At 61.6% G+C, this 320-nt stretch carries 1 protein-coding gene; it reads right to left on the bottom strand.

Annotated elements, in window-relative coordinates; translation table 11 throughout:
* The coding region (locus E0702_RS16265) for a hypothetical protein (RefSeq protein ID WP_205741981.1) at positions 1-237 on the bottom strand (237 nt) is incomplete at its 3' end.
* Between the last annotated feature and the right edge of the window lie 83 nt (positions 238-320).

Genomic DNA, 320 nt, shown 5'->3' on the forward strand with positions numbered 1-320 from the left:
GGGATTGTTGAACCGGAAACAGGATTGGCGCGCCTGTCGCATCGCCTGCACCGCACCGAGCACAAGGCTCGCGACGCGGACCCCGTCGATCTCGCCATAGGTCAGGGTCGGGCATGTGAGCCCAAGCAACCAGCTCTGGTGTTCGGGGTTTGCGAAGCTTTCGAAAAAGTAGCGCGCGGTCTGAAGAACGACCTGATCGCGTGGCTCTAGGCCGGCCTTTTCGATGCGCACCGACATGGGGTCGTTTCTCCTGCCGCAGCAGCTTTCGGTCGTGCGAGGGCCTTGATGGTCAAACATCGATAACGGCTCCGCTCCGGATG

This window comes from Halomonas marinisediminis (assembly GCF_004347715.1).
GTDB lineage: Bacteria > Pseudomonadota > Gammaproteobacteria > Pseudomonadales > Halomonadaceae > Halomonas > Halomonas icarae.